Genomic DNA, 25,038 nt, shown 5'->3' on the forward strand with positions numbered 1-25,038 from the left:
GGTGGGCGGAGCCGTAACGGGAAAAGAAACAGGCGCGTGATCGGGGATCACGCGCCTGAATCCTTGGGTGGGACTACTCGATGATCGCGTGGGCGATCCAGTAGGTGATCGCCGCGACGATGCCCGCCGCCGGGATCGTCAGGACCCACGCCGTGACGATGTTGCCCGCGACGCCCCAGCGCACGGCCGACAGGCGCTTGGTCGCGCCGACGCCCATGATCGCGCTGGTGATCGTGTGGGTGGTGGAGATGGGGGCCTGGAAGCCGATGGCCGCCACGTAGAGGACCGTGGCGGCGGCGCTCTCCGCCGCGAAGCCCTGGGGTGGGTTGAGGGCGATGATGCGCCGGCCGAGGGTGCGCATGATGCGCCAGCCGCCCGCGTAGGTGCCCAGGGAGATCGCGGCCGCGGCGGCCAGGATGACCCACTGGGGGATGTTGTCGCCGGGCTGGTTGTAGCCGCCGACGACCAGTGCGAGGAAGATCACGCCCATGGTCTTCTGGGCGTCCTGCAGACCGTGGCCGAGGGCCATGGCCGCGGCGGACACCGTCTGCGCGTAGCGGAAACCCCGGCCCGTGGAATGGGGATTCGACTTGCGGAAGATCCACAGAATCGCGATCATGATGCCACCCGCCAGGGTGAACCCCACGAGCGGCGACAGGATCATCGGCACGACGACCTTCTCCAGCACCCCGTCCCAGTGGACGGTCGTGCTGGCCGCCAGCGCCGCCCCCACGAGCCCGCCGATGAGCGCGTGGGACGACGACGAGGGCAACCCGAAGTACCAGGTGATCAGGTTCCACGTGATCGCGCCAACGAGCCCGGCCCCCACGATCACCAGGCCGTGGGTTCCTTCAGGCGGCTCGATGATGCCGCTGCCGACCGTCTTGGCGACCTGCTCCCCCAGGTGGGCGCCGATGAAGTTCATCACGGCGGCCATCAGCAGGGCGGCCCGCGGCGTCAGCGCCCGCGTCGAGACCGAGGTCGCGATCGCGTTCGCGGCGTCGTGGAAGCCGTTCGTGTAGTCAAACACCAGTGCGATGACGACCACACTGATGACGAGCGCAAGCTCCACTTAACTTTCCTTGACCGCAATCGACTCGACCGTGTTGGCGACATGCTCGAACGCGTCAGCCGCGGACTCGAGCTGGTCGATGACCTCTTTCATCTTGAGGACGGTCAGGGCGTCGTACTCGCCCGAGAACAACTTGGCCAGCAGGCGCCGATAGACCTGGTCGGCCTGGTTCTCGAGACGGTTGATCTCGATCCAGTACTCGTTCAAGTTGTTGAGCGACCGCAACCGGGGCATCGCCTCGGCGGTCAGCTCGGCCGCGCGTTCGAGCACCTCGACCTGACGCACGACTTCCTTCGGCAGGTGGTCGATCTGGTAGAGCACGATCAGATCGGCCGCCGCCTCCATGAAGTCCATGACGTCATCGAGGTTGGAGGCGAGCTTGTAGATGTCCTCCCGGTCGAACGGTGTGATGAAGCTCTCGTTCAACCGGTTCAGAATCGCGTGAGTACGCTCGTCGCCCGCGTGCTCACACGCGCGCATCTTCTCAGCGAGAGCCTCACGGTCGGAACCGTCACTGATGATCTCGACCAGCAGCCGTGACGCTGTGACGAGGTTGTTCGCCGAGTCGGCGAACAAGTCGTAGTAACTGTCCTCACGGGGCGTGAGACGCAGACGCACGTGGATCTCCAGATGTGCGGGGACTGTCCGCAGAGAAGAGTAGAGGCAACCAGGCAGAACGTGAACTTAAGGTAGATGTCACCTAATGGTTGCCCAACGGTCTTCCCCTGACACATAAGGTTTTTCGCTCGTTCTCAGATCTTGGTGCGGTGGAAGTTGAGGAAAGACCGCGACGGCGTGGGTCCACGCTGCCCCTGGTACCTCGAACCGTACGCGGCCGAGCCGTACGGATGCTCAGCGGGGCTGCTCAGCCGGAACAGACAGAGCTGACCGATCTTCATCCCCGGCCACAACTTGATGGGCAACGTGGCGACGTTGCTGAGCTCCAGGGTGACGTGCCCCTCGAACCCCGGATCGATGAAGCCTGCCGTGGAATGGGTCAGCAGCCCCAGCCTGCCCAGGCTCGACTTGCCCTCCAGGCGGCTGGCGATGTCGTCGGGAAGCTTGATGACCTCGTAGGTACTGGCCAGGACGAACTCCCCCGGATGGAGGATGAACGGTTCGTCCTTCTCCGGTTCGACGAGCCGGGTCAGGTCGGGCTGCTCACAGGACGGGTCGATGTGGGGGTAGCGGTGGTTCTCGAAGACCCGGAACATCCGGTCGAGCCGGACGTCGATGCTGGACGGTTGGATCATGGCGGGGTCGTAGGGGGTGAGACGGACTCTTCCGCTGTCCACCTCGGCCTTGATGTCGCGATCTGAAAGCAGCACGACGACAGGGTAGTGGGAACGGGGGCGTGGGCTTGGCGTGGATCATGTAGAGTAGGCGGAGCACCTTGCGGGTGTAGTTCAATGGCAGAACATCAGCTTCCCAAGCTGACAGCGCGGGTTCGATTCCCGTCACCCGCTCTTACCACTAAGGCCCAGGTCAGGGGATAGATCCCGACCCGGGCCTTGATTGTTTTCTGGGGTGGTTCTCGCCGTCGTGCCAGATCCGTGCCAGAACAAGTGATCTTGCTGGTCAGGCGCTCGGCACAAGTGCCCCCGCTTGGCCCTCGTCGCCTTCCTCGCCGTTGGGCCTGAGACCCTTCTCCACGATCTTGCCGAGGCCGTCGGCGATCTCGCGGTCACGTTCCTTGGAGCCGTGGAGGTAGATCACGGCCGCCTTCGTACTCGCGTGGCCCATGCGTGCCATGAGCTCTTTCAGGGTGGCCCCCGTGAGTGCGGCCAGTGTGTTGCCGGTGTGTCGGAGATCGTGAATGTGGATCTTCGGGAGGCCGGCCTTCTTGAGTGCCTTCGCCCACACGCGCGAGAAGTTGCTCCGGCGCAGTTGCGCGCCCTTCTCCCCCACGAAGATCAGGCCATCGTGTCGCTTCTCGCTGAAGCGCTGGACGTGCCATGCCAGTTCTCCGGTGATCACCTCGGGGAGGTTGACCGTGCGGGTTCCGGCGTCCGACTTGGGTGGGCCGGTCAGCAGCTCACCTGTCTTCATCTCGGAAACGGCGACCGCGATGCGGACCGTTCGGGCGTCGAGGTCGAGGTGGTCCTTCCGAAGCGCCGCCAGCTCACCCCAACGCATACTGCCGAACGTGGCGAGGAGCACCAGGGCGCGGAAGCGGGGCGGCATCGCGTCCGCCAGCCTGAAGACCTCGGGCACGGTGAGGACGGGTCGTTCTTCCGGACGCTCGACACCCGCTTTCTTGATCTTGCAGGGGTTCTTCCTGATCAGCTCGTCGTCGACGGCGGTGTTGAGGATGCCGCGAAGGAGGCGGTACGCCTTGGCGATCGTCGACGCGCCCAGGCCGTTCTTGGTCAGGCCGGTGTGCCAGACGCGGACCTGGCGGGACGTGATCTCCGTGAGCATGCACTCGCCGAAGGTCGGGGTGATGTGCAGCCGCAACAGCCCCTCGTAGAGCTGTTCCGTCTTGGGGCGGAGCGTCCTCTCCGTGAGCCAGGTGGCCGCGTAGTCGCTGAAGAGGACCTTCCCGGCGTCGGGGTTGGTCCACTCCTGCTGGAGTACTTCCGCTTCCGCCTTGGACAGCCACTTCTCGGCGTCGGTCTTGGTCGCGAAGGTCTGCGGTGCCGTGTACTCCTGTCCGTCCGGACCCTGGTAGCGCGCCTGGAAGCGGCCCGAGGGCAGCTTGCGGACGGCACCGAAACGGCGACGGGATCCCTTGTTGTTGCCGCCCATCAGGCAGCCCTTCCCTTCCGGGTTGCGATCGGTTCGACGAGACCGGCTCGGATGAACTCTTCGAGGGCCGATTCAGGGATGCGCACGCTCCGCCCGATGCGGACGAACGTGATCCGGCGCTCTGCGATTAGGCGCCGGGGGAAGCGGGTCGAGGTGTTGAGACGAGCGGCCACCTGGTCGACGGTCAGCAGGTTGCCCCTGATGGCGTTCGGGTCATCAGCCTTGCTCTGTCGTCTCATGCCGCCCTCCCCGCCGTTGCCGAAAGATCTAGGCCGTCTGCTGCGGCTTGGAGTTGGTTCATGTGGGCTCGCCAGCGGAGGCGTTCGCGGATGGAGCGCAGGAGGCGGACGCGGATCGGTGGGAGGTCGGGGTCTCCGGCCTTGACGGGTGACCAGACGTAGCGGCCGATGTCGGCGGGTTCGTCGGTGACGCCGAGGGCTTCCAGGACCCAGGTGCGGCGGTCGGCCTTGTGTTCGGTCAGCGTCTTGTTCGACCACTTGCGAGAGACCAGGACGCGGCGCCCGCCGTAGCCGAGGTGTTCGGGACGGTGGGCCTTGCCCCTGCACCGGCCGGGGATCATGCCCGGCTTGGCGTCCTTGGGCTGGACGCCGTAGCGGAGCCAGTTCGGGCAGGTCGGCGTGCACGGTTCGTACCGCAGGACCTCAGCGAGGCGGGCCGCGTGGTCCCGGGCGGCTTGGGAGTCGGCGGCCTGACCGAGTGACTTGGTCAGGTACTTGGACAGGTAGCGGATCGCCTGGTCGGCGTCCGGGGTGCCCGAGAGGATGCCTTGGGCGTCGACCTGGCGGCCGAAGCGGACGACGTGCAGTGGTTGGGCGTCGGGGTTGGCGTCGAGCTGGTCGAGGGCCTCATCCCAGGTGGGGAGGATCTCGCCGCTGTCTGGGTCGAGGTAGCCGGCCTTCTCGTCCCAGACCGGCAGGTGCCCGCCGTCGAATCGGACGGTGTCGCAGGAGGGCCACCAGACCTGGTGGTAGGTGGCCGCAGCTACGGCGCGGATGTCGGCGCGGGACATACTGCCGCGCATGGCCATGTGCAGGTGCGGTGCGAGCCGCTTTTGCATCTCGACCGTGGCGAAGTACTGGACGTCATAGCCCGCGACGCGGCGAAGGTTCTGCACGAAGCGGTCGATCAGCTTCGAGAAGTGGAGAGCATCCCGAGCCGCTCGAACGTAGTCGTAGCTCGCAGGGTCGACGGGGACACCCGCGTTCACTCGCCCGTAGGTGTCGAGCGTGAGCGTGATGAACATTGAGGGCCGGTAGCTACGGCCGTCCGGGCTTTCGTACGTGCGGCCCAGCGTGGTCGCCGTCATGGCCCGCTTCGGCAGGTCGGGAGCGTCCTGCCGCCGACGAGTTGAGCGGGAACGCTTGGATGTAGTCCGGCCGAGGACGTTGCCGCGCACTCCGGCGGCGTTGATCTCGACGTCGAGCTCGGCGATGGCCTGGTCATAGTCGTCGGTGGGGAGCCCCGCGGCTTCGCATTGGTCGCGAAGGGCCTGGGCGTCGGCGCGCCACTCGACCAGGTGCCGTTGGTAGTCGTTCGGCTCGTCCGGGGTGATGGCCGGTTCGGCGGTCAGGTGCCAGCCCTCGCGGCATTGGGCCTTGCGCAGAGCGCGGTTCCGCTTGGCGCACGGAGGGCACTTGGCCTCAAGGGTCGCGCCGCAGGGCGCGTTGATGATGTCGCTGATCCCGGTCTTCAGGTCCATCCGGCGCAGCCCCACCGGGCGGATGCACACGCCGTTGTCGATCGCGAGGGCCTCGACCACCTCGTGCGCCAGGGGCATGGACTGCTTGGCGGCGCGTGGGGTGTGCCGGTCGTTCGGGTTGGTCAAGGCACCTCCTACTGGTCGAGGGGGTCGAGGATCACGACGGCCTTGGTCCCGCACTCGCGGCACTCGACGACGCCCCGGACGGGATAGATCCACAGGCAGTCGGTGGTGCCGCAGGACGCGCAGGTCAGGTCGTCCAGGGCGCAGGCCAGTTCAGCCATTGGCGTCTCCCTCGACGAGGTCGGCGGTCAGCCGGACGAGCCCCGTGTAGGGCTGGGTGGTGATCTGGACGTCGGCCAGGTGCAGGAAGCGCACCACGCCCGAGGGGGTCAGCCGGGCGAAGACGAGTTGTTCGGGGACGCGAGTGATCTCGGTGCGGGTGCCGGTCAGGGTGAGCCTCATGCGGCCCTCGTCTCGTCGGTGGTGGCGGTCGAGAGGTGGGCGACCATGTCCCTGATGTCGTCGTCCGAGACGTAGGTGGCGCGGACGCGGATCGGGTCCGGGGAGGTCTCCAGCCGGACGTAGCCGATGCCGGCGCCCTGGGCCGGGTTGGGTGAGATGAGGTCGGCCAGGGCGCCCCGGTCGCGTGCGCCGTCGCCGAGGACCATGTCGACCTGTTCGGACTCATCCAGCCTGAGCGCGATCTTGTCGGGGAACAGGTTGCGGATGTTCATGACCTCTTTGCGCGGGTCCTGAAGAGCGGCCAGCACCCCGAAGCCGACCGCGCGGCCCTGGGTGGTGAGCGTGGCCAGAGCAGCGGTGATGCGCTGCTTGAGGTGCTTGTCGGACTGGTAGGCGGTCAGGAACGCCACTTCGTCGACGACCACCAGGACGAAGGGCTCATCCGGCGTTGCGGTGTGGCTGCGGCGCACACCCGCGTACTTGTCGGCACGCTGTTGCATCTGCGCGACAGCCGTCTCCAGCAGGTCGGCGCACTCCTCTGGGGTGGCGGCGTACTTGCCTCGGAAGAGGTCCTTGCCGAGGGACAGTTCCATGCGCTTGGGGTCCAGCGCCCAGACCTCGACCAGGCCCGAAGCCATCGCAGAGAGCAGGCCCCGGATGACCGACCAGATCCACGAGCCCTTGCCGGCCCCGGTCGCCCCGGCGACGAGGACGTGTGTTCCGTGGACCTTCAGCCGGTAGGGCAGGCCGTCTTCACGCTCGCCGATCTGGACCGGCTCGACCTCGGACGGAGGTTCGTCGGCATGGTCGGGGAGAGGAAGCGCGGGGATGGGATCGGCGAGGGGATCGCGTCGAGGCAGCACCAGCAGCACGACGCCAGGAGCGTGGAGGGTGACGCGGGAGCTGGTTGCGCCGAAGCCCTGGGCCAGGTGGTCAGCGCGCTTGGTCCAGTCCTCCAGACATTGGCCCTTGAGCATGCGGACGACGACCAGGTCAGCCCACGGAGTGCAGGCCACGCTGACCAGGCGAGGTAGGTAGTCGCGGCCGTGCAGGTGACGGCCCAGGCCGGACACGACCATGACGGGTTGCCAGTGCCGCCGGTAGATCCAGAACCTTCGCCAGGAGGCCAGCAGCGGCCAGGCAATCCACGAGCAGAAGGAAGGCCGGTGGATCATCGCCCAGCTTGCGAGGACGGGCAGCGCCAGACCGACCAGAAAGACGCTCCCGCGCCAGTCGACCAAGATTGCGAGCGCGGCCAGGCCGCCGACCAGGGTGACGGCGATCGGGTGTCGCCAGATCAGCCGGACCAGAGCGGCGATGAGGCGGATGATCCACAGGCCGATGGTGAGGAAGGCCGGGGTGTTGACCACGACCGGCTTAAACACGATCTTCGTGTCGGGGGTGGTGGTGACGAGGTTGCGTGCCTCGTCCCCCGGGAGCTTGCGAAACACTAGGTTGGAGTCCTCTCGGAACATATGCAGTGGGCTGGGAGAACCGGGGCGGCCGGAGGGTCCAAGCTCCAGCCGCCCCACCGGAATCAGGCCGCCTTCGTCTTGTCCGGAACCGGGTCCTCATCCAGGTCGGGAAGCGGAAGCTGAGTAGCCGACTCCTGGGTTTCGGCGAGGAGGCTGGTCACGGCCTTGGCCAGCTCGCGGAGGAAGTCGGCGTCCGACTCCGACCTCACCGACGGCAGCGCGATCGTGAGACCGACGCGGTCCTGGTCGATGGAGATGAAGCCCGGCTTGCCGTCGCTCCCGGGGAAGTGCTTGACCCTGGCGTTGGCACCCGCGCAGATCGAGGCGCTCACGTGGGTTTCCCGGCCGGGGTGAACGATGACGGTCGCGGCGCCGTAGCCGTCGCTCATGCCGCGTTCTCCTTGCCGTTGGTGGCCGACTTGCCAGCGCCCGAGGTCGCCAGCGGACGCGGGGCGTACATCTCGCGGACCTTGATCGACCAGGCCAGGCGGCCCGCGCCGTTGACGTAGGCGGTGACCGCCATGCCGTCGAACTCGACCGGCGTGAAGGGCAGGCCCGGCATGGGCGCCGGGGGAACCGGCTGAACCGGGGCGAGGATCTTGACGGACACCGTCTTCTGGGCGGGCTTGACCTCGGGGTCGGCGTCCAGAACGGCGACCTGCCACACGAGTTCGCCGCTCTTTTTGTCGCGGGTCTGGACGAAGCGGCCGTTGGTCGAGGCGTCGAAGTCCTTGACCGGCTCGACCTCGCCGACGACGTAGCAGCCGTGCGGGAAGACCTGCGCGAAGGTGACCGGGATGGGTCCCTGCAATGCCATGGATTCCTCCTGTTGTCTGACAGACACTTAACCTGTCAAGTGATGCGAGCATAAGAAGAGCCCGCTTGCTACGTCAAGTGACTAGGCGGGCTCGGTGAGTAGCAATCGGCTAACCGATCGGATAGGCGTCTTCCAGCTCGTGGCGATCGGCCGGCAACAGCACCTCAACGGCCGCCAGCGGACGCCCCGACGCATCGCGCACCGCCCCGTATACGACCAGCAGTGGAACGCCCTTGGGCATGCCGAGCTGCTTTGCCTCCGTCGTGGTCGGCATTCGGGCCGTCACCTGCTCCACCACGTGATCGAAGCGGACACCCTTCCGGCTCTCCAGGTGTGTGCGGATCCCCTCGGGCAGGGGTGTGGCGCTGGTCAGGTCGGTCCCCTCGGACAACTCCAGCGACACCCACAACGAGACGATCTCTGTTGGCTCACCGTCTCGACTGACCAGGCGGCGACGCACGAACACGCGACTCTTGGGCTCGACGTCGAGGAGGGCGGCCAGCCGGTTCGGGACGGCGACAGCGGCCGACTCGACGACTTCCCCCTCAGTGAGGGTCTCCGGGTTGGTGAGGTAGGCGCGTCCCGGCCGGGAGCCTTCAAGAGAGGAGAGCGCTGGGCGCCCGAGGACGAAGCGGCCCTTGCCCTGCCGGGAGTCGATCCAGCCCTGATCCTTCAAGATCCGCAGAGCCGCCACCACGGTGGGTCGGGATACGGCGAACTCCTTCATGAGTTCGTTCTCGCTGGGCAGGGTCGAGCCCGGGGCGTACTCGCCCGACTCGATGCGCCGCTGAAGGTTCTGCACAAGTTGCGCATACTTCGGCGGAACGGACTCTAGCGACATCTCGACCGTCCATCACCCGACAGGTTGTTTTACCAAGTTTGAGAGTATCCCGGCGGTAGACCACTGTCCACGCCGCCGCCTGAACCCGCATAACGCAGAAGACCCGGCAGGTGGGAGCCACGGAGTCTCTCCACCTGCCGGGCCAGACACGGACCGGACGAGCCATTGCCCACGTCGGCTCCCTCGATCCGACGCGACCGTCCAGCCGTGCCCGCTTTACCGGGTCACGTACTCCTTCAGGGCGTCGGCCGCGCCCTTAATGTCCGCGACCGGGTGGCGCTTCTCGGCGTTGTTCCACGAGAAGCACGTGCCGCCGTACCCGATGAAGACCGCGACCGGCAGGCCGGGGCCGTTCGGTGGGTAGACGAGAACCATCCGGTTCTCCTCCCGCAGTTCCGCGCGGATCGCGATCTCGGTCAGTTGACCGGCCAGCAGAATCAGGTAGTTCTCGGTCGCCGACTGGTCGGCCTTTGCCGGCGCTCCCGCCACATTGGGGTTCATCTCCCGCTCCTTTCGGCCCGGCCGCTTCCGAGGCAGTCCAGACACATCCGCTCTCCGCTTCCGTCGCGCTCCTCATCCACCGGCCCGACCAGCAGTTCACGCCGTGACACCCGCAGCTTCGCGCCACGGCCCCGACATGCGGAGCATGGAAATGCCTGACTGAACTCGATTGGCCGGGTCACCGTCGCCAACTCCTCATTGATCCGGCACACCCACTCTTTTGGGGAGGCCGCTGTGACGTACCGTGGTTGCTTGATGACAAGTCCACCGGCCAGCGCCTGAACACAGGACCCCCGAACGCGCCCCTCTTACCCCCCTCATGCACCCCCGCCTGGGAGGAAGGCACCGGATGCCCGACCACATCCCAAACGTGCAACTACGTGCGTGGAGGAACGAGCACCACCTGACCCGCGCCGAACTCGCCCAACTCATCAACCAGACCCCGACCGGGATTAGGGAACGTCTCGCGGTCGACGAGGAACGCATTCGGCGGTGGGAGGCAGGCGAGGTCTCATGGCCACGCACTCCGCTACGCCTCGCCCTTGAGCAGGCGACAGGGCTCTCACCCGAACGGCTGGGCTTCTCGCAGGGTGGGCGGAGCCGGTTGGTGGAGGCGCGTGTGATGCCCGTTGACGCGCTCCGCGCCGAAGCTGACTTGTACGGGACCATGGAACTGGCTCAGCAACTTCAGGCGTCGGACGTCGGCCCTGGAACATTGGAGGCCCTGGCCGAGGCCGTCGACCTGCTCTGCCGCGCCTATCCCGTCGTGCCCGCCGCCACCTTGCGTGATCGCACTCAGAAACGTCTCGCGCAGGTCACCCAGCTTCTTCGGGGACGTCTCACCTTCGACCAGCACCGCGAAGTGCTCGTCATCACCGGCTGGTTGACCGCTCTTCTTGGATGCGTGCATTACGACCTGGGCGAGCGGGAGGAGGCGGAGACATCACGACGGGCCGCCTTCGAGATGGGCCGTCAGGTCGGTCACGGCGAGCTCATGGGGTGGGCGCATGAGATGTCTGCCTGGTTCGCCCTGGTCGAAGGCCGGTTTGAGGACGTTGTGAAGTCGGCCCGCATGGGCCAGGCCGTGGCCGGCAATAGCAGCGCGATGGTGCAGCTCACCTTGCAGGAAGCCCGCGGATTGGCTCGCATCGGCGACCGGCGCGAGGCAGATCGAGCGCTCACCCGAGGCGCGGACGTCCTGGGCACGCTCGCGATGCCCGAGAATCCTGATCACCACTTCGTGTTCGATCACGCCAAGTGGGTCTTCTACGCGGCTAGCTGCTACACCTGGCTCGCGGACGACGACCGCGCCGAAGAGCACGCGCGGGAGACGATCCAGATGCATACACGGCCGGATGGCAGCTCGAACGCACCTATGCGAGTCGCTGACGCGCACATCGATCTCGGGATCGTCCACGCTCGACGGGGCGACCTCGACGCTGCCACAGAACACGGCGCGATAGCGCTCGACATCGACCGCAAATCGTTGACCGACCTGATCACTCGCGCGGAAGATCTCGACCGACTCCTGAGACAGAAGTACCGCAAAGAATCAGCCACGAAGGAGTTCAACGAGCGGCTGATGAGCTTGCGACACGGCAGGTGAGACGCCGTAGGCTCCGGTGACCAGCCGCAGACCGCGTGCTTCTCCGGGCTGCCTGAGTCGAGCGGTGTGGTCCACTTGGCAAGTTCCATAACCCAGCAGAGAAGGAGATCGACATGCCTTGGCCCGCCGACCGCGTTAATCCGGTCGAGATCGATCCGAACAACCCGCACGAGAAGCAGTGCGACTGCTGCGGGAACAAAGTGGTTGAGATAGCCCGAGGCACCTGGGTTCACATCGATCCAGACGAGATCGAGGAGTACGAGAGAGTGATGCGCGAAGACCGTCAAGCCGACGGCCTGTTAGAGAACTGACTGACAACACCCGGCGAAGGACGAGGCTAGAGCCGTTCGAGCGGCGTCGCTCAGCCCTCGGCGCCGCCACGCGGCCCTCCGCTCATCCCGCGAACGGTGGTGCCGCCGCCATGCAAGAGTTGAGCAGGACGCGCCGAGGTATTCGGTCAGCCCTCCATGCAGCGCGGGTGAGCGTGAACGACTCGGCGAAGCGTTAGGTGGATGGAATTCCCTCGACGCGCTCAGAAAGCCGACTGCTTCCCGTTTCCGCTGCATGGGAAATTCGCTCATGCCGCGAAGCGAGCGGTCTACAAACTGTTACGTCGTCGTTCGACCTTTGTCGCAGAACGTGAACTTCGCCTGGTTCGAGACTGTCAAGTCTCTGGTGGGACCGAAGTGTCAAGCCTATTCCGGGGCAGGACAGTGAGACAGCCGGGATGGTTGCCGAAATGTTCTTGTGTGGATCAAGACGGCGGCGCGCCGCGCCGCCGTAACCGGCCCTCTGCCGCCTGCCGCCCGGGCTGCGGCCTGGGGGCCGGTCCCGGCCGGCTGCGCCCCGGGCCGCACGCCGACCCGCTCGGGCGCCGTTGCCGAACGAACGCGCCGCAGGTCGGCACGCCATCTTCCCGTAACTCCTGCACCCGCTGCCCGATTTTCCGGGGCAGGCAGAACCCGTCAAGGACGGCTGTGCAGGCAGGACAACCAGCACAGGCGGAAGGTCACCGGCGAAGGTACACGCGAAGCCATCCTTGACAGAACCTGCCCGACAGTCCCGGACCTGGCAGCTAGCGGGAGCAGGAGGAGGAATGCCACCTGCTTTCACAATTGATCTTCCGCGCCATGTCTGGGCAGTCGCCGGACCCGCACGTCTTCGACCGATGTCTAAAACGGCGCAATCAGGCTAACTGACCTCTGGCCTGTCGGCTTTCCCCCAGGCGCCAACTGCGATGTGGGCTAGGGACAGAATATGGACGCGATAGCCCACGCCTAGATGGTTCAGGAAGCGGAGTAGCTAAGGCTCGTGCGTGCCCGTGGTGTGCCCGATGAGGCAGGAATCACGGGGAATCGAAGCCATCTGGGGGAAGTGCGATCACGCCTATGAGCTGCGTCTTCACAGACCAATCAAGATCTCTCAGCTATGGTGCGATCCCTTAGCCCTAGCCATGAGCCAACCGGCAATGTAGGTCCGCCTGACTCGGCTGGGCTGATTGATATAGCCCTCGAGCCTCCACATTCCGGAGCGCTTCAAAGCCGCATGTGTCGTCTCCCTCAACCGCAGCTCATCCGAATCGGGCAGTCGTTCAAGCTGAACCCAGCGGCTGCTATGCCCAATTGGAAACACTAATCATCAATAGCATGAGGATTTCTCCATACGACATCGCACGTGGTGTGTTTGAAGTGCTCAACATCGCTAGGCGTAGGATTGTCTGCCGATGGACTTAGTTCAATATAGATTTGTCTGCCATGCACTGACGGGAGTGGAAATTGCGATAGATCAACACTGGGCTGCTCGACAGTTAGTGTCCGACTGACAATTACGCCATTTTCACTTGGCCCCCACCATGTAACTTGGTCCGTTGGGTGTTGACATGATTTTCTCTCAATGAGCCCACCAAGTCGATCGAAATCCCCGTCCGCAAATAGGTTGATTTTCCAAGGGCCACTTAAACTTTGACTTGACAATGCTTTCCAGGTCCAAATGACTCCATTGCCGGAATTTTCCTGAGAATTTGGATATGGCTCACCAATTACTCTCAAGGTGACCGGACCCGTCGTGGAGTTAATGGCGTAAATTCCACCAGAAATTACTACCACAAGAACGATAAAGACATAAGCAAAGGTCCGCTTCTTGTGAATTCGTCGAAGGATCTTATTTTCCGCCACATCCGCAACTGCTCCAATATTGTCCGACTCAATTGGCGGACCGGTTTCAACTGAACGCAGCTCATACTGAGAGAGCTTGGCTTTTTCCCATATGGGCTTGATGGCACCAATAGCCCTAGTAACTCCTTCTTTGTCATTCTGAAAGCAGGCTGCGCAGAAGCTTTGCACGGTTGCCCATTCGGGGAATGGATGGCCAGCAAGTAGTTCAGAAATTCTTTGTGGATCTAGGCTAGGGCGCATGGCTTTGCCGATCTCTTTGGAGGTCGCGAACCTAGATTCTTGAGCGAACCCTCGAAGCTTCTCCGCCAACTGGGCCGCTTCGGGGGTTTTTGCCCGAATCTCTCCAAAACGCACAGTTCGTCCCTTCGTAGCTACATATCCGATGATCACATCGGGCCTACCGGATCCGGTGGATCCGATTTCTCCACCTCCACCACCTGGGCGGATGCGATCAGCCCTCAGCAGACACAGTCCAGCACGACTACACCTGAATCGAACGACATAACCCCCAGGTGTAAGGAAAACGAGACATGACCACCCCCGCTAAGCATGCAGTATCCGCCAATCCAGAAGGACCGGCACCTGCTGGCGGCGAAAGCGCTAGTCATGAGAAGACCGTAGAACAGCGAAGCGCTGCGCCCACACGCAAAAATCGTCGGCGCACAAATATGCGGCGAGCGGTACGGCAGCTAGCGCGTGCAGCAATGTTCGCTTTCGTGCGCGGCCTAGCTTATGGAACTGGCCGCGGCCTTATTGTGCTACTTATCTGGTGGCTCATCAATCACTAGCTAGCTATCTTGAACCAAGATTAGGGCCGCACGGATTTGATCTGTGCGGCCCTAATTTTTGGTCGGGCGAAATTGACCCCACGAAACCGTGCGAGCGTGCAAGGAAATGGCCCGGGCTCGCCGGGGAGTCATTCGTGCCTCAACGCGTGGCGCTTCCCGATCTCAAGGCTGCCACTAGATCTCTTCGCCCTTAATCACTTAATCTGATCTTGCGAAGTTCAAGAATTTTTGGTGCGGTGTGCGTTGTTCATCCCAACGCTTAATGGCCAATGCCGGCTTCTCCCGGTAACTCGCGAAGGTAAGCACAAGGTGCTGCTTCCCGCGCGATATGGCCACGAAGAATTCGGACATCGCCACGGTGGGGGTGCCCCAGAAAAGTTCTCGTTCGACGCCAAGAACCACGACTTTCTCGAACTCCAAGCCCTTGCATTTGTGGATAGTCAAGAATCGGATCGCGTCCAGTTCCGAGAGGCGCCGGAGTGATTTGACAGGGTCTGCGTCAACGCCAAGTTCCCGCCCAAACGCCTCAATTGCTTGCTCGATCAAGTCGTCGAGCCGTTTGCCCTGCTGGTATGCGGGAGACAACGCGGTCAGCACTGGTCGCGTAATCAGCTGAAGGAACTCTTCGATCAGGGCCCTCCAGGCCGCCAGCTCAGCCGGCTTGAAGTCCGGACTACGGATGGCCGCTCGGGATCTGCGGATCATGCGCTTCAACTGGCTATCGAAGCGCGAAGCCTCGTCCTCGGAGGCACCCGTTCGATTCGCGATCCTCATGAGTTCGGCGTACGCGTCGGGCTGCCTTTCGCTAGCGATCACCCGAATGTAGTTGAAGATAAGCCCAGGCACCGGTTCTGCGGTGAGATCTTGGCTCTCTTGCTCGTTCCGGAAGGGAACTCCACGCTCCGTGAGTTCATTTCCGAGCGCGGCTCCGACAAGATGGGGCTGCTGGCGAATCAGGACGGCGATCTCGCTTGGCGCTGTGCCTGCGTCGAGCCAACGCTCGATGAGGTCGGCCACTGAACGTGCCTCGTCGTGCTCAGTGTCGAAGTCGAGCACCTCAATGACGCCGTCGTCCCCAGCCAGGTCCTCGTCTGGGCTGACCGCGCCGGGATCCATCTGGCTGATCATCCTGTTCTGCATCCGTCGCAGCCGAGGAGCTGCGCGGAAGTTCTGATAGAGGGGAAGTGGCCGAGCGGAGAAGTCCTCAGCGAAGGTCTGCAGCACCCCTTCCAAGGCTCCAGCAAAAGCCATGATCCGCTGCTTGGTGTCTCCGACTGCGGTCAGCGTCGCACCGGTGTTACTGAAAGCTTTTTTGATCAGCTGGTACTGCTGCTTGGTGCAGTCTTGGAATTCATCGAGGAATATGTGGCTGTATGTCTGCCGGATTCCACCGATTGCGTAGGGGTTTGATTCGACGATTTTTAGTGCCAGGGGAACCAAGTCGTTGAAGGTGATCTGCCTGCCCGGAATCCGGATGCCGGGATTGGAATCGTCTATTCGGTAGTCCGGGTCAAGGGCGTCATGTCCGGTGAGGGCGGGGCGGAAGTTGTCTAGGATTCGCTTGGCGAAGGCGTGGAAGGTGAAGCTGTCGAATCGGGCCGCGAGTTGTTCGCCAGAGCGACGGCGAACTCGATCTCGGATGTTGCGGGCGGCGTCGGTCTTGAAGGACACGGCCAGGATGCGGCGCGGGTAACGACAGTGGCCGGTACGTAGCAGGAAGTCCGCCCGTTGGGCGAGTAGTTCGGTTTTCCCTGCCCCTGGGCCGGCTGAGACGACCACGTTCTCATCCAGGATCGTGGCGGCCTTCAGGGCGTTCGGTTCGAGAACGAGGCCATCGACCGGACGCCATTTATCGGAGTGAATCATTCCGAGAGCCCGTCCAGACTTACACGTACATAAGTGACCAGCCGATCTAGCACGGCGGGGAGACCTCCTAGAAGGTCCTGGTCGCTCAAGGCTGCCAGTGCAGCCAAGTGAGCAGCGGGCTTACTGCCGAGGTCAAATTTGGTGTGGTAGTCGTCGAAGAGCGCCAGGACGCCAGCAAGGCGGCCCTCGTTCACGTGGCTCTTACCGAGCACAGCCACGATGGTGTTCTCGTCCGGTTCGGTGGGCTCGTCCGGCGCGGCCGGCTCGATGTCGTAGGCATCGGGATACGAGGCCAGCATCATCAGATCTAGGTCGACCGGAGTGGAGAAGAAGACCCCGCGCCGCTCCAGCAACTCAACAGGGTTCTGTCCGTCCGCGAAAGCGGGGTCGACCAGCGCCGGGAAGTCTCGGTCGTCTTTCCACGTCGGCAGCTTCTCGATCATGTCTTCTGCGTATGTTCCAGGCTGGATGGCGTTGACCTGGTTGAGCGCGTTGCGCACTCGCCCCCAGCCGCCGTGATATCGGCCAGCGTCGAGGTCCAATAGCGTGGCGTGCGGGATTCTCAGCTCATTGAGGAGCCGCCAAAAGTGATTGACGTGCCGACCGCCTAGCGGGGCCACGCAGACGGACGCGTCATCCTCGGCGATGCCGACGGCAGCCAGGATCCGCGGCAGGACAACCTGCTCGCTATCACCCTCGCCGAGTACGACAAACCTGGCGAAGTAGAGCTCGGGGAAAGCCTGGATCGCCTCCCGGACGTACTTGGCTGCTGCCTCTCCGTCCTTGGGAAGGACGATGCGGTGCACGGTCGTCTTACGCGCAGTGTCTAGGCGCAGGAAGCGGATCGAGTGAGGGTCGACACGACGCAACAATGTGGGTGCGTGCGTAGCGATCAGGGCTTGCGCGTCGCCGTGCTCGCACACTCCACGTAGCTGACGGATGATCCGCCCGAGGTACTGCGGCGCAAGGCTGTTCTCAGGTTCCTCCAGGGCGATCACGGTGTGCACGGGTGGGCGCAGACGGTCCGCGTCGAGGGAGGTCTCCTCGCCGTTGAGAACCCGCCGCGCCAGCGACTGCCAGGCCAGTACGAGCGAGATATAGAGCAGGGACTTCTGGCCGTCGCTCAGCCGGTCGAAAGGCAGCGGTGTCCCTTCGTGGGTGGGCGAAAAGCTCACGGTGAGCTGGCGCAGTACGCTTTCCACCTCGCCGTTCCCGAAGGCGATCGACGGGTCCTTAAAGAACCCACCGCGATGTAGCCCCTGCCACTGATCGGTCAGCCGAACACCTATGCTCGCGACGGTGGTGTGGGCGACGAGCGATGCGGTGATCTGAGCAGCGAGGCCGTTCAGCGTCGCTCGTTCCGCTGTCCAGTCAGCTGCGCGGAGGGTGCGCCCAATGAGGGACGCCGTCGTGTACGAGATGTGGTCGGCCGGGTCTCGGCGAGCAGGGAGGTAATACACCTCGATGTGTCCACGGTCGTACCGTGACATGTCAGAGCGGCTGGTCGGCTCACCTGCCTTATCCACCTCCAGCACATACTCGATCTTCTCGTCGATGACGCCATCCGGGGCCAGCTTGGCTGTCAGGCGCACACGAGTCCGGGGGACACCGTCGGGCGTCTTGATCGACATATGAGAGAAGTTCGGAGGAACTGAGGCATGCTGCCCTTCGTCTCCGGTCTCCGGGTACTCGACGTCGACTTCTAGCCACAGAACCGGCCCCTTGGCCTGCGCTTCGCCCACGGATTGGTTCACAGGAACGTGGAAATCCTCAAGAAGGATCTTGCGCTGCGCCGGCAGCGGGCTGAACAGCCGCGATAGCGCCTGTAGGACGGCGGTCTTACCCGAGCCGTTGGGGCCGAGAACGTAAGTCAGATCGTCCAGGTCGATCACCGTCGGCTCCGGCCCGAAAGACTGGAAGTTACACAGCCGCAACGTCACGATCTTCATTGACGCCCCACCGTCTCCTTGCTGTATCCATCCTGACGGCTTGAGCTGCGGAGGCACTGGGGTATTCCCACCTCAAACGCAACAAACGCACGTGATGTTACTCCCCGCAGTCCCTTGATTGCTCTCGATTCCCTAGAACTGCACAGAAATCCGGCGAGTCGGCGTCCACGGCCGCCTGTGCTTACCTGGCCGAGCCGGGCCGCCGTCGTGTCCGCTGCGAAAGCCGAGGACCTTGATCACTGGGTTCAGGAAGCCACTCAGCATGGTCAGGGCACGATCCGTTCGTGGGAGCCACCTGAGGGAACGATCACAAACGTGCTGTATGAGATCAAACAGAGAGCTTGTCATTCGCCGCACGGCGCACGGCCCTGAAGGCCTGTGGAGATCGTTTGGAGGCTTGCGAATCAGAAGGCTCCCGAACTGAGCGTGCCAGATGCGTGCCAGAACGGTCGGTCGGTCACGGTCAATGATGGTCACGGGTGTCCAGGCTCACGCCCCTACGCTGGGCGTTCGTTTCCGCAGGTCAACAAGCCAAGATCAGTCGATGTTTCCCAAGCTGACAGCGCGGGTTCGATTCCCGTCACCCGCTCTCGGCGAGCCCTGCTCGGTGGCCTTACGACCACCTTCGCGGGGCTTTCGTATTTCTGGGGGGCGACCCCCAGACCCCCGATGTCAGGGGGCTTCGCCCCCTCACGCTCCCCCGGTCCGCTGTCGCGTCCCCGTCGTCGCTTCGCTCCGGATCGCTGCGCTCCTGGCGAAGGGCTCCGCCCCTCGCGCTCCCTGGAAAGGCCTCGCTTCGCTCGGGCTGCTGCTCGCTTCGCTCGTTCAAGCTTTTCCGTTACGGCTTCGCGTGGCCGGCCATCCGACCAACTCCAGCCGTGGCGCATCTTACGAGACCGGATCCCAGCGCACCGTTAGGTCGGCGCAGGTTATGAGCATTCTCGCTGTCGTGAAGGCCAACTCGTGGGTACACCCGGCAGGGTGAGGCAAGACCTCATCCAAGCGCAGGCTGTTGTAGTCCGATAGGTCGAAACGACCGCCATCTTCGGTCGTCACATCAAAGCTTGTTACCCCGATGTAGTCGATAGTGGCTCCGTATGCCGGTCGGAGTCCTCGCTCGAAGCGGAGGCTAAGGCGGGAGTCGACGGCACTGGGCACATCAACGAGGCGCAGGTCCTTCACACAGCGAACTGCGGTGAAGTCGTAGTGGTCAGGGTCGGTAGCGAAGGCGCGAGCCCCTGTGGGAAGCCTGGCTTCCAACTGAGGAAGCATTTCCAAATAAGGCTCAGGATCGTGCCAATACGTGCCCCTGCCAGTACGCTCCACAACCACGTACTGCAACAGTCCCCCACTCAAGAAGATGGCGCCAGACGGGCAACCAGGCATGGTCGGATTGTCTCCGACAACGCTGCCCGATCATGATTCCCGGAAGACAGCACTCATCGGCACGTCCCCCTTGATCACAATTTACGCCGTTCTGCTCATCCAGGGTGTCGCGGCTGCCGGTGTACCAGTCTTCCTACCAGTTGGGCACCCAGGCCGTCGTGCCATTAGCGTGCCATTAACTGGGGAACGAGGGGGCAACCACGGTCACTCATGACCGGCCCTACGCCCAGGTCAGCGCCTCTACGGGCCATGATCCATGCAATTCCCAAGCTGACAGCACGGGTCCGATTCCCGTCACCCGCTCTCGGCGAGCCTTGCTCAGTAGCCTTTGGGCCACCTTTCGCGGGACTCTTTTCGTTTCTTGGAGCGACCCCCAGCCCCCCGACGCGAAGGGCCTTCGCCCTCTCGCGCTCTCCCCGGTCCGCTGTCGCGTCCGTCGTCGCTGCGCTCCTTGCGAAAGGCTCCGCCCCTCGTGCTCCCTGGAAAGGCCTCGCTTCGCTTGGGCTGCTGCTCGCGTCGCTCTCAAAGCTCTTTCCTGTTACGGCTTCGGCGTGGCAATCGCTCGCGAAGCTGGGGCGGCTGTCGTGGACATCGACGGCAGCCCTCACACCATGGCTTCAAGTGTGACCCTCGCCGCAGGACCCAAGCTTGTGGCTGACCTCATCGGGCTGATGAGCAGGCGCACCAAAACTAAGCGTCCGACTTGCCGAACAGCACCGTAGGTATCAAGCTGCGGCCGTACCCGGACCTCTGCCAGCCGCCGTCCAGGCGTGCGGCCTGGGCGCCGGTTACGGACGGCAGCGCCCCGGGCCGTCCACCGACCTGCCCAGACGACGTTGTCGAACGAACGCCCCGTAGGGCGGCCCGCCGCCTTCTCGCCGAACCTGCCTGACAGTTCCGGAGATGACAGCTATCGGAAGCAGGGCAACTATGACGCCGGCTTGCACGAGTGAGGATCGGCGACGCCTGGAGGTCGACTATTCGGAGATGTGAGGCAGTTGAGGCAGCCTTGGCCGTGTGTCCACCGTCCACCCATGTTCGAGAGGCGGCCATCAAGTGGCGGGAAGCGGTTTGACCTTTCAATGTTGGCGCGAGGAGGGTCTCCTCACCCTCGCGGATCTTCTTACATCTCTGGGTTCGATGGTCGAGGGATACCGGTGGCGGTTGGTGATAGATGAACTGTTCAGCCCTCGCTACCAGGAGATCACCGAAGCTGCAGAAATCTTTCTCATGAGTACTGAGCAGCTGGTCGCCATGTTCGGAGACGATGCTCAGCTCATCGACGGAGAGTTGACTGCTCACAATGCGGATGAGTCGACTGCAGATCTGACCATTCGCGCCCTGGACAGCACGTGGTGGGACGTGGAAACGACCATTCAAGAGGTTTTGGACGAGATATTGCGGCTTTATCCCGATGCGGAGGCGCTGCCCTTGCGATCACCTTAGGAGGGCTAGGGCGATCGACGATAATCTCGATGTTCACCCCAGCTCTTTTTGATTTCGGTCTACTCATCGTCCTCATCAAGAGGGTCAAGGAGACCACAGGCTCCTTCGATATCTCCCGAGGAGATCAGGTCGCGGATCGCCGCCGCCATGCATTCGAACCCGACATTCCTGATGATGATCAAGTCCGAGCACCAGAAATACCGGCCACCGCCAGACTCACCCGTGCACGCATCCTTGTCCATGAGCCGTCTGACTACATCCAAGGTCATGAAAGTCGCGTATCGCGGGGAGCCGTCGGGGAAGGTTATCGTCGCATCAGCCTCCTCGGCGGTCTCCGGTTCATGCCCTTCCCATCGCGGGATCAGCATTTCGAAACCGGGCTCGCTCACACGGTAGCAGGGACCGTCGATCTCGATTATGCAGTCCACTCTGTTCTTCCCTCCAAGTACTGCAAGCCACTGATCGAGCCTGGCGTGATCATGGAAAAGAAGCGGCCAGAACCTTGATCGTGCCAGAGGCTTGCCAGAAGAGGCGGGAAACCACGGTCACTTACGGGCAAGCACGGGGGCTCGCCTTGCCCTGACCTGCACCGTGGTTTTCTGCTCCGGTCAGCAGGATCAATCGATGTTTCCCAAGCTGACAGCCCGGGTTCGATTCCCGTCACCCGCTGTCGGCGAGCCCCGCTCCGTGTCCTCTTCCCCCAGTGCACTTATCAATCGGACAGTGCGAGATTTCGATATCCCGTCAACCGCTCCAACGCACGAAGGCTCATGCACGGACGCTCGCCGGGCATGCGGCCTGGGGACCGGTCCCGTCGCCAGTGGCTCGTGTACCGTTTTATCCTTCCTCAAAAGCCCAACTGGAGCAGACCGCGTGGAACGCTGAGCGCATCTATCTCCGACTTGCGGCCCGCCCACCATCAACGCGGGACAAACCGAGACCGGGGCCGCTCCTTGCGGACAAGTCGACGGCAGACGGGGCGAACAGACGGGCGGCCGCGGCACAATGAACGTGTGCGATACGAGGAGGCGGAAATGCCGGCCATGGGTAATTGGAGGCTCATGCGCGAGGCATTGGGCCATCTCGGCTGGTCTGCCTCGGATCAGATCGAATGGCTTGGCTCAGTGATGTGCCCAGACGAGTTGGCTCTTGATTTCGACGCCGCGTATCAGGCGTCGTGGTTGTCGAGGGAGGCCGGCTGGATCAGTGAGGAGCTGTCCGAGTACCTCGACGCGATTGATCAGCACACTGCGGAACTCACGGAGGAAGGCTCAGCCCCTTGGAGTGCTGAAGGGTTGCGGAACCATCCGACATGGGAGCGGGTGAGGAACGTCGCCCGGAACGCTCTGACTCTCATGCCGCCCGAGCCGTGGACTGCCAGCTCAGCCAGCTGATCGTCATGCAATTGGCATGTGATCAGACGAGGAGTCGATCACGGTCCCTTAGGACCCCGGCCTTCCACCCAGTTCAACGCCCAAACTGCTGTGATCGTTGCAGTCCCCCAAGCTGACGGCGAGAATTCGATTCCCGTCACCCGCTTCATCTTCTGAGCCAATTCGCTCGGAACGGTGTCAGTCAACCCAAGGTCGAGCCAGCAGCACCACGCGATCAGCGTCGACATCGAACCCCAGCACCGGATTATCCAGATCCCAGTCTCCCTCCGGAGACATCACCACCGCCTTGCCTAGTCTTCGCCCTATCACGGTGATGAAATCGCAGAAGATGTCGTTCGCCGAATACACCCATCAAGAGGGTGATCCCAGTGTCCTGGCCGAATTCCGAGCCATGCTGGACAGCCTGGACCCGCAGGATTACCGCGGTAAACGCAGTGCGGCGCTTGCCTTCATCGAGGCGTCGACTGGCATGGGCATCGAGGCCGAATGGCTGGATGTGGAAGAGGCACCCGTCATCATCCTCGACAACTGTAATGAGGCCTGAACCACAGCACTCGGCTCTAGCGTCGGCGAGCGTCAAACGATACCTACGGCGCGGGACCGGCTCCAGGATGATCGCCGCGTCCGCTTTCGGAGCCATACGCGGCGGAGGTGAAAGCCTGATCACCCCGCCCGCGATCGACCGGGACAAGTTGAGCAGCCCGCAGGAGCCCGCGTCCCCTGCGGGCGGGTCGACGGCAGACGGAACGATCAGGCCGGCGGTGTGCGCGTCGCGCGTGAAGCGCCAGCTCGCGGGCTGATCGTCGTGCCATTAGCGTGCCATTAGGGGCGGAGACGAGGGTCAACCACGGACACTCACGACCGGCCTCGGTTATAGGTCCATGCGATTCCCCCGCTGACAGCGCGGGTTCGATTTCCGTCACTCGCTCGGCGAACCGTGCTCGGCGCTTTGGCGCCCTCGCGGGACTCTTTCGTTTCCGGGGGCGGCCCCCAGACCCCCGCTGCGAAGGGGCTCGTGCCCCTCGCGCTCCCTGGCAAGGCCTCGCTTCGCTCGTCAAAGCCCTTTCCGTTACGGCTTCGCCTGGTCTGCCATCCGACCAAGTCCGGCCACCCGATCATTGCGATCGACAAGGGCAAGTCTGCGGAGCCTCCTAGGAGCCTCCTACGGGATGCCCATACGAGCCGGCAGACTTGACGACCCTGAAAGTGCAGGCTGAAGGCCGTGGGGCCGTTACTCGGGAGGAATTCGTCCACTCCTGCCCCGGCGGCGGGCAAGACGCGCAGCGATGATCAGTGGGCCCAGCCCGGTTATGAACCACACGAAGTGCAGCACCATCAGCGCGGTCCATACCGCCTTGTCGGACACCTCCGCCCAGCTCAGTAGCACGGTACCGACCACGATGACGTAGCTGGTCAGCAGGCAGCCCCTCAAGATTCGGCTGACCCTCAGTGCCCGTTGTACCTGCCCCGGCCCGAACCACCACCGTACGGCCGACCAGCCGACGACCGATACAGCGATCGCGCCCGCGAGGGGCAGAAGTGTGCTCCCCGCAGACAGGGGCGTGCCGTCTGCGGCTTCGGCGGCAAGGGATCCGGTCAAGACGAAGGGCGCCATGCAGACGACGGCCGCCGCGGTGGTGGCCACGATGCGCAGACTCTCCTCGTCGGCCAGATGGAGGTCACGTGAGAGGGCCTTTCTCCTGCCGATCGCCACCTGCGGCCGGTCACCTCTCCGCTTGATTCTGACAAGGCGTACAAGGCTCCAGACCACGGCCACTATCGCGACGAGAATCAGTAAGCCTGGTATGGATTGTTCGCCCTCTGGACGGTTCTGGTCGATTTTCAGCAGATGAGCGATGCCGTCCCCCGCCATTTCGAACAACCTGTGACCAGCCACGAACAGGGCGATCACGGCCGGCAACGCCAGGCAACCCAGCCAAGCGGTGCTCTCCTTGCCCGGACGAACCTCGGCCAGAGCCTTCTGGATCTCGGCGTTGCCAGGTGCCAGCTCTGCGGCGCGTTCCAGGGCCTCGACGCCTTCCTTGCAGGTGCCAATGCGTTGAGGCGGGTAAGCCCGCAGGGCCTCCCCAAGAGCCAGATAGGCGGTTGCCTCACCTGGCGCGAGCGCGACGGCTCGGCGTGCCGCGCGCTCGGCCTCATGCTGATGCCCTCGCAGTTGATTCGCTGCCGCGGCGCGGGCCAAGGCCACATGTCCCCGCCAGTCATGCGGGTTCGACGTGCTCGCGCGCAACCCGTAGGAGATGCCTTGAGTGGTGTCGCCCAGTTCGCGGAAGATCATGCTGGCCAGAGCCAGGCAGTCAGAGCCTGGGGACGAGGTCAGGTTCATGGCGCGCTCGATCAACTCACGTGCGGTCCTGGCGTCGGCCTGGCGCGTGTGGATGAGCGCTTGGAGCAGGAGGGGCAACGGCTCCCCGGGGCGTTCGACGCCAACGCGTCGTACGAGAGCGGAGGCTTCGGCGAACGATCCTCTGTCGCAAAGATCGATTACCTGGCCGAGTTCATCTGACACCGGGCAAGATTATGACTCCGGTCCCCCGGAGAGTATGACGGGCTCATGCGGGTCCAGGTCAGCTGCCGCCGGAGCGATGCTGACCGTTCTCGCCGGCCGACAGCCCGCCTCCCCCATGACGTCATGGCACGTCGGCGTCCGCGACGACGAAGGCGATCAGGACCGACTTCCCGAACTTGATGCGCGGTTTCGCGATCAGGCGGCGGACGGAGCGCACGGAGGTGTGGAGCAGTGTGACGGATTCGGGGACGAAACGCGGT

The 25,038-nt window shown here is 63.7% G+C and carries 23 protein-coding genes and 1 tRNA gene; 7 read left to right on the forward strand and 17 right to left on the reverse strand.

Going from position 1 to position 25,038, the window contains the following annotated elements:
- Positions 1-73 precede the first annotated feature (73 nt).
- The 3 genes from QSK34_RS19000 to dcd all read right to left on the reverse strand — a co-directional run bounded on the left by QSK34_RS19000 (position 74) and on the right by dcd (position 2,400).
- Positions 74-1,072 (reverse strand): inorganic phosphate transporter, encoded by a 999-nt coding sequence (locus QSK34_RS19000; RefSeq protein ID WP_030451630.1) that lies wholly within the window; start codon positions 1,070-1,072, stop codon positions 74-76.
- Positions 1,073-1,690 (reverse strand): DUF47 domain-containing protein, encoded by a 618-nt coding sequence (locus QSK34_RS19005; protein WP_062345265.1) that lies wholly within the window; start codon positions 1,688-1,690, stop codon positions 1,073-1,075. It abuts the gene before it with no gap.
- Positions 1,691-1,824: 134 nt separating this feature from the next.
- On the reverse strand, positions 1,825-2,400 hold the full coding sequence (dcd, locus tag QSK34_RS19010) for a dCTP deaminase (RefSeq protein ID WP_161482469.1): 576 nt from the start codon (positions 2,398-2,400) through the stop codon (positions 1,825-1,827).
- A 67-nt stretch (positions 2,401-2,467) separates the two neighbouring features.
- On the opposite strand from dcd, the gene QSK34_RS19015 reads away from it, so the two are divergent.
- Positions 2,468-2,538: transfer RNA gene (locus tag QSK34_RS19015), tRNA-Gly, on the forward strand.
- 112 nt (positions 2,539-2,650) lie between these two features.
- Here the strand turns inward: QSK34_RS19015 and QSK34_RS19020 are convergent.
- The 10 genes from QSK34_RS19020 to QSK34_RS19065 all read right to left on the reverse strand — a co-directional run bounded on the left by QSK34_RS19020 (position 2,651) and on the right by QSK34_RS19065 (position 9,639).
- A complete protein-coding gene (locus tag QSK34_RS19020) occupies positions 2,651-3,820 on the reverse strand; it encodes a tyrosine-type recombinase/integrase (protein WP_285585564.1) in 1,170 nt (389 codons plus the stop codon).
- Positions 3,820-4,059 carry an excisionase family DNA-binding protein gene (locus tag QSK34_RS19025; protein ID WP_285585565.1) on the reverse strand — a complete coding sequence of 80 codons (240 nt, stop codon included), beginning with the start codon at positions 4,057-4,059 and terminating at the stop codon, positions 3,820-3,822. Before QSK34_RS19025 ends, QSK34_RS19020 begins: the two co-directional genes overlap by 1 nt.
- Positions 4,056-5,666 carry a replication initiator gene (locus tag QSK34_RS19030; RefSeq protein ID WP_502875531.1) on the reverse strand — a complete coding sequence of 537 codons (1,611 nt, stop codon included), beginning with the start codon at positions 5,664-5,666 and terminating at the stop codon, positions 4,056-4,058. Before QSK34_RS19030 ends, QSK34_RS19025 begins: the two co-directional genes overlap by 4 nt.
- An 8-nt stretch (positions 5,667-5,674) precedes the next feature.
- Positions 5,675-5,824: a hypothetical protein gene (locus tag QSK34_RS19035; RefSeq protein WP_285585566.1), complete on the reverse strand. Its 150-nt coding sequence runs from the start codon at positions 5,822-5,824 to the stop codon at positions 5,675-5,677.
- The gene (locus QSK34_RS19040; protein WP_285585567.1) at positions 5,817-6,005 is read right to left on the reverse strand and encodes a hypothetical protein; all 189 of its coding nucleotides are present in this window, start codon (positions 6,003-6,005) and stop codon (positions 5,817-5,819) included. The genes QSK34_RS19035 and QSK34_RS19040 overlap by 8 nt, the downstream gene beginning before the upstream one ends.
- Positions 6,002-7,456, reverse strand: coding sequence for an FtsK/SpoIIIE domain-containing protein (locus tag QSK34_RS19045; protein ID WP_285585568.1), 1,455 nt, complete (start codon positions 7,454-7,456; stop codon positions 6,002-6,004). The genes QSK34_RS19040 and QSK34_RS19045 overlap by 4 nt, the downstream gene beginning before the upstream one ends.
- An 86-nt stretch (positions 7,457-7,542) precedes the next feature.
- Positions 7,543-7,869: a hypothetical protein gene (locus tag QSK34_RS19050; RefSeq protein WP_285585569.1), complete on the reverse strand. Its 327-nt coding sequence runs from the start codon at positions 7,867-7,869 to the stop codon at positions 7,543-7,545.
- Positions 7,866-8,297 (reverse strand): plasmid replication, integration and excision activator, encoded by a 432-nt coding sequence (locus QSK34_RS19055; RefSeq protein WP_285585571.1) that lies wholly within the window; start codon positions 8,295-8,297, stop codon positions 7,866-7,868. The genes QSK34_RS19050 and QSK34_RS19055 overlap by 4 nt, the downstream gene beginning before the upstream one ends.
- 109 nt (positions 8,298-8,406) lie before the next feature.
- On the reverse strand, positions 8,407-9,099 hold the full coding sequence (locus QSK34_RS19060) for a GntR family transcriptional regulator (protein WP_285585572.1): 693 nt from the start codon (positions 9,097-9,099) through the stop codon (positions 8,407-8,409).
- Positions 9,100-9,354: 255 nt separating this feature from the next.
- A complete protein-coding gene (locus tag QSK34_RS19065) occupies positions 9,355-9,639 on the reverse strand; it encodes a hypothetical protein (RefSeq protein ID WP_285585573.1) in 285 nt (94 codons plus the stop codon).
- Between the two features lie 349 nt (positions 9,640-9,988).
- On the opposite strand from QSK34_RS19065, the gene QSK34_RS19070 reads away from it, so the two are divergent.
- A complete protein-coding gene (locus tag QSK34_RS19070; RefSeq protein WP_285585575.1) occupies positions 9,989-11,245 on the forward strand; it encodes an NsdA family TPR-like regulatory protein in 1,257 nt (418 codons plus the stop codon).
- Between the two features lie 113 nt (positions 11,246-11,358).
- Positions 11,359-11,556, forward strand: a complete 198-nt coding sequence (locus tag QSK34_RS19075; RefSeq protein WP_285585576.1) for a hypothetical protein — start codon at positions 11,359-11,361, stop codon at positions 11,554-11,556.
- A gap of 1,320 nt (positions 11,557-12,876) precedes the next feature.
- Here QSK34_RS19075 and QSK34_RS19080 read toward each other — a convergent pair.
- The 3 genes from QSK34_RS19080 to QSK34_RS19090 form a co-directional block, all read right to left on the reverse strand.
- Positions 12,877-13,773 carry a hypothetical protein gene (locus QSK34_RS19080; RefSeq protein ID WP_285585577.1) on the reverse strand — a complete coding sequence of 299 codons (897 nt, stop codon included), beginning with the start codon at positions 13,771-13,773 and terminating at the stop codon, positions 12,877-12,879.
- 632 nt (positions 13,774-14,405) lie between these two features.
- Positions 14,406-16,073, reverse strand: a complete 1,668-nt coding sequence (locus tag QSK34_RS19085) for a UvrD-helicase domain-containing protein (RefSeq protein ID WP_285585578.1) — start codon at positions 16,071-16,073, stop codon at positions 14,406-14,408.
- A complete protein-coding gene (locus QSK34_RS19090) occupies positions 16,070-18,022 on the reverse strand; it encodes an ATP-dependent nuclease (protein WP_285585579.1) in 1,953 nt (650 codons plus the stop codon). Before QSK34_RS19090 ends, QSK34_RS19085 begins: the two co-directional genes overlap by 4 nt.
- Positions 18,023-20,425: 2,403 nt before the next feature.
- On the opposite strand from QSK34_RS19090, the gene QSK34_RS19095 reads away from it, so the two are divergent.
- From QSK34_RS19095 to QSK34_RS19110, 4 genes are all read left to right on the forward strand, one after another.
- On the forward strand, positions 20,426-20,854 hold the full coding sequence (locus QSK34_RS19095) for a hypothetical protein (RefSeq protein ID WP_285585580.1): 429 nt from the start codon (positions 20,426-20,428) through the stop codon (positions 20,852-20,854).
- A 29-nt stretch (positions 20,855-20,883) separates the two neighbouring features.
- Positions 20,884-21,360, forward strand: a complete 477-nt coding sequence (locus QSK34_RS19100; protein ID WP_285585581.1) for a hypothetical protein — start codon at positions 20,884-20,886, stop codon at positions 21,358-21,360.
- A 507-nt stretch (positions 21,361-21,867) separates the two neighbouring features.
- Positions 21,868-22,248 (forward strand): hypothetical protein, encoded by a 381-nt coding sequence (locus QSK34_RS19105; RefSeq protein ID WP_285585582.1) that lies wholly within the window; start codon positions 21,868-21,870, stop codon positions 22,246-22,248.
- Between the two features lie 313 nt (positions 22,249-22,561).
- Positions 22,562-22,792 (forward strand): hypothetical protein, encoded by a 231-nt coding sequence (locus tag QSK34_RS19110; RefSeq protein ID WP_285585583.1) that lies wholly within the window; start codon positions 22,562-22,564, stop codon positions 22,790-22,792.
- 687 nt (positions 22,793-23,479) lie between these two features.
- On the opposite strand, the gene QSK34_RS19115 is transcribed toward QSK34_RS19110, so the two are convergent.
- Positions 23,480-24,778, reverse strand: a complete 1,299-nt coding sequence (locus QSK34_RS19115; RefSeq protein WP_285585584.1) for a tetratricopeptide repeat protein — start codon at positions 24,776-24,778, stop codon at positions 23,480-23,482.
- Positions 24,779-25,038 lie beyond the last annotated feature (260 nt).

The organism is Herbidospora sp. NBRC 101105 (assembly GCF_030269205.1).
Lineage (GTDB): Bacteria > Actinomycetota > Actinomycetes > Streptosporangiales > Streptosporangiaceae > Herbidospora > Herbidospora solisilvae.